The organism is Micromonospora echinofusca, from assembly GCF_017614955.1.
GTDB classification, from domain to species: Bacteria; Actinomycetota; Actinomycetes; order Mycobacteriales; family Micromonosporaceae; genus Micromonospora; species Micromonospora echinofusca_A.
In genome coordinates this window covers 1-7,610 of sequence record NZ_WVUH01000339.1, presented here as the reverse complement: position 1 = coordinate 7,610, position 7,610 = coordinate 1, and the positions used below count along the sequence as shown (strand labels likewise).

The following is a 7,610-nucleotide window of genomic DNA, read 5'->3' as shown; positions in this document are numbered from 1 at the left end:
GGACCGACGTCGCTGTGGGTCGGGGCGGCGACGACCGGGTGGGCCGGGGACCGACACGCTGTCGGCCGGAGATCAACTCCGGGGGCCGACCTGAGATAGTGGAGCCGCTCCCAGCGCGGAGCCCCGGTCCGCGTCCGGAAGTGGCCCGGGGCACCCGTCCGGTGGCTCCGGTGGCGCCGCCGGGGTCACCGGACGCCCTCCGCGTCGCGCCACTCCCGAGGGACACACCGACACGCCGATTTTGCTGCTGATTCGTTATCAATTGCAGGAAGGGATCGCGCCGGTCACAGCCGCCCCGTTACCGTACTGGTAACACGCGCGTTGCCCGCCGTTCGACGTGGAACATCCCGTCCGGTGGCCCGCGCCGGGGATGGGATGGGGTCGGTGAGCCATGGCCGGGTCACAGTCCGACGGTCGGCTGTCGGAGGTCAGGTTCCTCACGGTCGCCGAGGTGGCGACGGTGATGCGGGTGTCCAAGATGACGGTCTACCGGCTGGTGCACTCCGGTGAGCTGACTGCGGTGCGGGTCGGCCGCTCGTTCCGGGTGCCCGAGCACGCCGTGCACGAGTACCTCCGCGGGGCGTTCCAGGAGTCCGCCTAGGAGGTGCCCGGACCGACGCCCCGGACCGGGGCGGATCGGGCATCGACGGGGGCGCGTTGGTCCTGCTGACACCGGGCGGTTACCCTGGACCGCGACCGTGACCGCACGCCGGTGCGTCCGACACCCACCAGGCAGGTCCGGTCCGTTGTCCAGATCGGTTGCCGGCGGCACCCAGCGGGTGTGCCGGCCCGACCCGCACGTTGCATCGAAAGGCTGTCGTATGGGCTCGGTGGTCAAGAAGCGCCGCAAGCGCATGGCTAAGAAGAAGCACCGCAAGCTGCTGCGCAAGACCCGCGTCCAGCGTCGCCGTCTCGGCAAGTGACCGGTGCCGGGCGACTGCCCGGCACCGGAGGCGCACTTGCCCTCTGCCGACCTCGGAGGCCCAGGTGATGCGGACGCGGCGACGCGGGCCCGTCCAGGGCCCGACGTCGGGTTGTGCGCGATGACCCCCGGTGGCACCTCGGGTGCTCCGGGGGTCGTCGTGGTGACCGGGGTCAGCAGGTACCTGGGCGCCCACGTCGCGGCCCGCCTGGCCGCCGACCCCCGGATCGGCCGGGTGATCGGCCTCGACCCGGCGGACCCGGCACCCGAGTTCGCCATCCTGCTCGACCGGGTCGAACGGGTCCGCGTCGACATGGCCTCCGTCGGCCCGCTCATCGACGACCTGGGCGCCGACGCGGTCGTCCACCTCGCCCTCGTCACCGCACCGGACCAGCAGCACGGGGGCCGGATGGCGATGAAGGACCAGAACGTCATCGGCACCATGCAGTTGCTGGCCGCCGCCCAACGGGCGACCCGGCTGCGCAAGCTGGTCGTCCGCTCCTCCACCGCCGCGTACGGCGTGTCGTTCCGGGACCCGGCCGTCTTCACCGAGGAGACCGAGCCCCGGGAGGTGCCGCGCGGCGGCTTCGGCCGCGACATCCTGGACATCGAGGGGTACGTGCGGGGCTTCCGCCGCCGACGCCCCGACGTGACCGCGACCGTGCTCCGGTTCGCCCCGTTCATCGGCTCCACCGCCGACACCACCCTCACCCGGTACTTCTCCCAGCCGGTGGTCCCCACCGTGCTCGGCCGGGACCCCCGGTTGCAGTTCGTGCACTTCGACGACGCCCTTGAGGTGCTGCACCGGTCGGTCGTCGAGGAGCACCCCGGCACCTACAACGTCGCCGGCCCGGGTGTGCTCAACCTCTCCCAGGCGATCCGTCGGGCGGGCCGGATCGGGGTGCCGGTGCTCGAACCGGGACTCTCCGGCGCCGCCGGCATCGCCCGCACCCTCGGCTTCGGGCGGTACGGGTTGGACCAGGTCGACCTTTTCGTGCACGGTCGGGTGGTGGACACCACCCGACTGATCGAGGAGTACGGCTACACGCCGCGCACCACCGCTGCCGCCTTCGACGACTTCATCCGCGCCCACCGGGGCGGGATCGTGGTCACCCGGGACCAGCTCGCCGCCGCCGAGCAGGCCGTGCTCGACGGTATCCGGCAGGTCCGGGCCAGCGTGCGGGAGCGGTCGTGAGTGCGGTGCCGGGTCGAAGCAACGGTCGACCGGAAGCGACGCCGGGTAACGGCCGCCCGGGGCGGGCGCCCCGGCTGCTGGTACCCCTGGACGCCCCGGAACCGGAAGCCTCCACGGACCCCGGGTCTTCGACGGACCCCGGAGCGGTCAACGGGCACCGGCCGGCATCCGCGCCGGCCGACCCGCCGCCGGACATCTGGGACCGTCGGGTCGCCACCGGCCTGGCGTTCCTCCGGCGCCGGCTCTCCGGTGAGTACGAGGTCGACGAGTTCGGCTTCGACCAGGAGCTGACCGACCAGGTCCTGCACCCGGTACTGCGGCTGCTCTACCGGGACTGGTTCCGTACCGAGGTCTTCGGCCTGGAACACGTACCCGACGACGGCCCCGGGCTGGTCGTCGGCAACCACTCCGGCACCGTCGCGTTGGACGCGCTGATCCTCTCCGCGGCCCTGCACGACCGGCACCCGGCCCGGCGCTACCTGCGACTGCTCGGCGCGGACCTGGTCTTCCGGATGCCGTTCGTCTCCGAACTGGCCCGCAAGTCCGGCGGCACGGTGGCCTGCAACCCGGACGCCGAGCGGCTGCTGCGCGGCGGTGAGCTGGTCGGGGTCTTCCCGGAGGGCTTCAAGGGCATCGGCAAGCTCTACTCGGAGCGCTACAAACTGCAACGCTTCGGGCGCGGCGGGTTCGTCTCGGCGGCGCTGCGTACCGGCACCCCGATCGTCCCGGTCGCCATCGTCGGTGGCGAGGAGATCTACCCGATGCTCGCCGACATCAAGCCACTGGCCCGGCTGCTGAAACTGCCCTACTTCCCGGTGACACCGACCTTCCCCTGGCTCGGGCCGCTCGGCATGGTGCCGCTGCCCAGCAAGTGGCTGATCCAGTTCTGCGCACCGATCCCCACCGCCCATCTGGTCGACTCCGCCGACGATCCGATCGTCGTGTTCAACCTCGCCGACCAGGTCCGGGAAACCATCCAGCAGACCCTGCACCAGCTCCTCGAACGCCGGCCCGACCCGTTCGGCCCGTGACCGCCCCGGTCGCGTCCCATCGGAACCGGTCGACCGCTGGCGGGGCCTAGTCGAGGCTGCGCAGGTCCAGGACGTGCCAGGCGGCGTCCGCGTCGGTCCCGGTCGACCACCAGAGCAGCCCGTCCCGGCTGGCCACCATGCCCACCCCGTCGGCCACGGTCACGGTCCGCCGACGCGCCAGGTCGTAGAGGCGGAGCTGCTGCGTGCCGGTCGCCGTACGCTGCGCGTCGGCGAGCACCAGCACCTCGAACCGGTCCCGGAGGGCCACGTCGATGACGGCGGCGGTCGCCTCCCCGCCGGCCACCCGGTGCCGGTCCGAGCCGTCCGTCCGTACCAGCTCCAGCCGCCCCGGCCCGGTACCGGCCAGCACCAGCACCCGGCACCAGACGGGACCGCAGGTGACCAGCTCGTTCCCGTCGGCCGGCACCCCGGTCACCGTCCGGGTCTCCAGGTTGTGCAGCCGTACCGGCCCGTACTCCCCGCTACCCGCGCTGACCAGCCACGGCCACGCCGACAGCGCCCAGGCACCCGGCTCGGTACGCACCGACACCGGCCCGCCGGTCAGCGGCACCGACCGCACCTCGGTGGCCGGCGCGACCGGGGTCGCCGGGATGCCACCCCGCGCCGATCCGGGTACGGGATCCGGTGCCACCGCGAGCCAGTACAGCCGACCCCCGTTCCACACCAGGTCGTACTGCGAGTTGAACAGCACCAGGTCACCGGTGTCGGCGGTCAACCGTCGGGGCGGACCACCACCGGCCAGGTCCACCGTCCACAACTCGGTCCGCCCCCGGCCCTGTTCGTCGCCGGTCGACTCGGCCCAGGCCAGATCGTCGCCGGCCCGGGCGAACCCGCCGTACTGCGGGCTCCCGCCGACCGGTAACCGGCGCAGCTCGCGGAGACCGCCGTCGGCGGCCCGGAACAGCAGCCGTAACCAGCTGCCGTCCGGGCTGGCCGCGGTACCGACCGAGGCGCCACCGTCGAGGACGTACCCCGGAACGTAGGCCGGACCGTCGGCGACGTTGGCCGGCAGGTCGAACCGGCGGGCCTGCGGCCATACCTCCGCCACCGTCCCCGGCGGGCGGGGGCCGGCAGGTCGCGGTGCCGGGCCCGGCGACGACGCGAGCAGCGCGGCACCGGCGGCCAGCGCGGCGACCAGCCCGACCAGGGCACCGGGGCGGTACCGTCGGCGCCCGGGGGAGGTCCGGGTGGAGGTGGTCGTCACCGGCGGCTCCGGCGCCACCCGGGCAGGCTGGGGATGGTCGTCACCACCCGGGGCAGGCTGGGGATGGTCGTCACCGGGCGAGTCGGCGCCGACGCAGCGCCAGCCCGGCGGTGACCGCACCGGCCAGCAGCCCGGCGGCAGCGGTCGACGGCACCGCGATCCGCGCCGCCTTGCGACCGGTGCGGAAGTCGCGCACCTGCCAGCCGCGCAGCCGGGCCTCCCGCAGCAGCACCGAATCGGGGTTCACCGCCACCGCCCGGCCGACGGAGGAGAGCATCGGCAGGTCGTTCGCGGAGTCGCTGTAGGCGACACAACGGGCCAGGTCCAACCCTTCGACCTCGGCGAGCTGCGTCACCGCGTCCGCCTTCGCCGGGCCGTGCATCAGATCACCGACCAACCGGCCGGTGTACGCGCCGTCGATCACCTCGGCGACCGTACCGATCGCGCCGGTCAGGCCGAGCCGGGCGGCGATGACCCGCCCGATCTCCACCGGGGCGGCACTGACCAGCCAGACCCGCTGCCCGTTGTCGAGGTGGTTCTGGGCCAGGGCCCGGGTACCGGCCCAGATCCGGGGCGCCATCAACTCGTCGAAGATCTCCTCGGTGAGCCGCTCCACGTCCTCGACCCGCCAGCCCTCGACGAACGCGAGCGCCGCCTCCTTGGCATGCGACATGTCCCCCGCGTGCTCGTACGCCAGCAGCCGGAACCGGAGCTGCTGCCACGCGAACCGGGCCAGGTCACCGGCGGTGAAGTAGTCCCGGGCGGCCAACCCGCGGGCGAACCAGTAGATGGAGGCGCCCTGCATCATCGTGTTGTCGATGTCGAAGAAGGCCGCAGCGGTCGGATCGGTCTCGGCCGTGGCCGGCGGAGCCAGCTCGGTGGGCGCCCAACCAGCGGTGTGACCGTGCGTGTCGGTACTGACGGTCACCTTCCGGAAGCGGCCCACCACGTACCGACCCCCTCCACTCGACGACCCGCGACGCGTACCCCAAGCGAGAGTAACCGGCTGATCCGGCTCCCCCGGAGAGCGCCCGGAAAGCCGTGGCGTGCGTCAACCCCGGAGCCGTCCGGGGCGCCCCGCGTCAACCCCGGAGCCGTCCGGGGCGCCCCGCGTCAACCCCGGAGCCGTCCGGGGCGCCCCGCGTCAACCCCGGAGCCGTCCGGGGCGCCCCGCGTCAACCCCGGGAGCCGTCCGGGGCGCCCGCGTCAACCGGCGGGGCGGCCGATCTCCGGCCGGCCGGCGTCCGGCGCCCCCTGGGTCGGCACCAGGGTGGGGAGCACGGCCGGTGGTTGGGTCGGCTCGGTGGCCCGGGAAGGTGCCGGCTGCCGGGTCGGTGCCGCCGGTCGGGTCTCCTCCGCCGGGGCGGGTACCGACGGCTGGCTGGTGGTCGGCCGGCTCTCCGGACAGGCCTGCGGCTGCGGACCGAGCGCGTCGGTACGGACCGACCGGGGAGCCCGGCAGGCCAGCGCCGTACGGAGCCCGTCCGAGCGGCGACCCGCCGCGTCGAGGAGCGTGAGTGAATCGGTCAACCGCTCCCGCTGGGTGCCCGGCCCACTGTCCAGCAGCCGGGTCACGGCCCGCCGCTGACCGGCGAGGAAGGCGTCGATCGCGTCCAGCGCGGCACTGTCGGCCCGCTGCACGGCTGCCGCGGTCAGCAGGTGTACCCCCTGCCGGGTGTCCGCGTCCATGTCGTTGAGCACCGTGGTGAACCCCACCGGGTCGCCGCGCAACGCCTCGGCCTCGGCGAGCCGGTTGCGGGCGAAGTCGAGGAAGAGCTGCCCCCGGCTGAGATCCGAGCTGGCCAGCGCCAGTTGGGCGCGCTCGGTGGAGCGCTTCATGCCGTACAACGCGTCACCGGGGACGGCGTTCTCGCTGGCTGCCGAGATGCCGGAGACCGCGATCGCACCGGCGGCGACGCCGACCAGGATCGCGCCCCGGGCCCGGGCCCGCCGACCGGTCAGGGCGCCGGGGATCAGGGCGCGCGGCGTCCGGGTCGGGGCCGGCGGCGCCGGGACGGTCTCGGGTGTGTCGTCACCGACACCCTCGCGTACGGCTGTGGCGACGAGCATCGCCCGCAGGCTGGTCCGGAACTCGGGTTCCGGGGCGTCAACCGGTGCCGTGTCCCGGATCCGCTGTCCGATGGCGACGAGCCCGGCAAGGTCGTCGTCGACCCTGGAACGGACATGGTGTCGCCGGCCGCCGTTGGCTTCGTCGAGAAGTTGCGCGAAGCGCTCGGCGCGCCGGCGGGAGAAGACGAACCTGTCCACCGCCGGCACCTCCTCTCGCTGGTTACGGCCCCACACGGGGCCGTCGTTGCCGACAGAGGACGGCGGGCACCGGCGCGCGACAGTCGTGGCCGGATGGGCCGCCCGGTCCGCCGGGCCCGGGGGATGCCGAGGCAACCACCGGTCGCATCCGGACAAACGCGCGGTAGCCCACACCGGTTACGGCCCGGTAGGCGACAGAACTACCGGAGGTGGGTCCGGTCACGACGACCGGACGGTGCCGGGCAGGTCACGGCTGAAGCCGCCGGGCAGGCCCGGCCGGTCGTGGCGGAGGCCGTCCGGCGGGAGCGGGGCAGGTCAGGGCTGGAAACCGTCCGGCAGGAGCCGGGCGAGGGCCCGGACCGCGCGGTACTGGAGTGCCTTGATCGCGCCTTCGTTCTTCCGCATCGCCCGGGCCGTCTCGGCCACCGAGAACCCCTGGAGGAAGCGGAGGATGATGCACTCCTGCTGCTCCGGGTTGAGCTGCTTGACGGCGGCGAGCAGGGCCACGTTGGTGATGTGCTCGACCACGGCCGCTTCCGGGCTGCCCTCGGGACCCCGGTCCTCGCGGTCGGCGTCGAGGACGTCGCCGGTGGTCACCTCCAGCCGGTACCGGCCGGACTTGAAGTGGTCGGCGACCAGGTTGCGGGCGATGGTGACCAGCCAGGCCCCGAGATCCCGGCCCTGCCAGGTGAAACTGCCGATCCGCTTGAGGGCGCGGAGGAAGGTGTCCGAGGTGAGGTCCTCGGCGAGCTGCCGGTTGCCGACCCGGAAGTAGACGAAGCGGAAGACGGTGTCCACGTACCGGTCGTAGATCAGGCCGAACGCCTCGGCCTCGCCGGCCTGCGCCCGTTCCACCAGGGTCCATACCTCGGTCGCCGGATCGGAGGGATCGGGACGGCTCGGGTAGCTGGCGCCGGGACCACCGTTGTTGCCGGGCGGGCTGTCGGGGGGCGACTGTCCGCCGGGGGG

7 protein-coding genes and 1 pseudogene are annotated in these 7,610 nt (G+C 73.6%); 4 read left to right on the top strand and 4 right to left on the bottom strand.

Translation table 11 applies throughout. The annotated features are described in order from the left end of the window. The first annotated feature begins 391 nt into the window (after positions 1 to 391). The 4 genes from GSF22_RS27640 (at position 392) to GSF22_RS27625 (ending at position 3,148) form a co-directional block, all read left to right on the top strand. Positions 392 to 601 carry a helix-turn-helix domain-containing protein gene (locus tag GSF22_RS27640; RefSeq protein WP_208816666.1) on the top strand — a complete coding sequence of 70 codons (210 nt, stop codon included), beginning with the start codon at positions 392 to 394 and terminating at the stop codon, positions 599 to 601. Positions 602 to 821: 220 nt separating this feature from the next. After that, positions 822 to 923 carry a 30S ribosomal protein bS22 gene (locus GSF22_RS27635; RefSeq protein ID WP_007465623.1) on the top strand — a complete coding sequence of 34 codons (102 nt, stop codon included), beginning with the start codon at positions 822 to 824 and terminating at the stop codon, positions 921 to 923. Between the two features lie 120 nt (positions 924 to 1,043). Continuing rightward, on the top strand, positions 1,044 to 2,117 hold the full coding sequence (locus GSF22_RS27630) for an NAD-dependent epimerase/dehydratase family protein (protein ID WP_208816665.1): 1,074 nt from the start codon (positions 1,044 to 1,046) through the stop codon (positions 2,115 to 2,117). 194 nt (positions 2,118 to 2,311) lie between these two features. Continuing rightward, the gene (locus GSF22_RS27625; RefSeq protein ID WP_208816668.1) at positions 2,312 to 3,148 is read left to right on the top strand and encodes a lysophospholipid acyltransferase family protein; all 837 of its coding nucleotides are present in this window, start codon (positions 2,312 to 2,314) and stop codon (positions 3,146 to 3,148) included. Between the two features lie 46 nt (positions 3,149 to 3,194). Here the strand turns inward: GSF22_RS27625 and GSF22_RS27620 are convergent, their stop codons facing one another. From GSF22_RS27620 to GSF22_RS27605, 4 genes and pseudogenes are all read right to left on the bottom strand, one after another. Continuing rightward, positions 3,195 to 4,373 carry a hypothetical protein gene (locus GSF22_RS27620; RefSeq protein WP_208816664.1) on the bottom strand — a complete coding sequence of 393 codons (1,179 nt, stop codon included), beginning with the start codon at positions 4,371 to 4,373 and terminating at the stop codon, positions 3,195 to 3,197. 70 nt (positions 4,374 to 4,443) lie between these two features. Then, on the bottom strand, positions 4,444 to 5,319 hold the full coding sequence (locus GSF22_RS27615; protein WP_208816667.1) for an HAD family hydrolase: 876 nt from the start codon (positions 5,317 to 5,319) through the stop codon (positions 4,444 to 4,446). Between the two features lie 446 nt (positions 5,320 to 5,765). Then, positions 5,766 to 6,650, bottom strand: a pseudogene (locus GSF22_RS27610) (DUF5667 domain-containing protein); the annotation flags it as partial. Positions 6,651 to 6,956: 306 nt separating this feature from the next. Then, positions 6,957 to 7,610, bottom strand: a 654-nt coding sequence (locus GSF22_RS27605) for an ECF subfamily RNA polymerase sigma factor, BldN family (RefSeq protein WP_244454236.1), incomplete at its 5' end; no start/stop codon positions are given.

What these genes read in the sequence shown, in the direction of transcription:
- GSF22_RS27640 (WP_208816666.1), top strand. Translation starts at nt 392, where the DNA reads ATGGCCGGGTCACAGTCCGACGGTCGGCTGTCGGAGGTCAGGTTCCTC.
- GSF22_RS27635 (WP_007465623.1), top strand. Translation starts at nt 822, where the DNA reads ATGGGCTCGGTGGTCAAGAAGCGCCGCAAGCGCATGGCTAAGAAGAAG.
- GSF22_RS27630 (WP_208816665.1), top strand. Translation starts at nt 1,044, where the DNA reads ATGACCCCCGGTGGCACCTCGGGTGCTCCGGGGGTCGTCGTGGTGACC.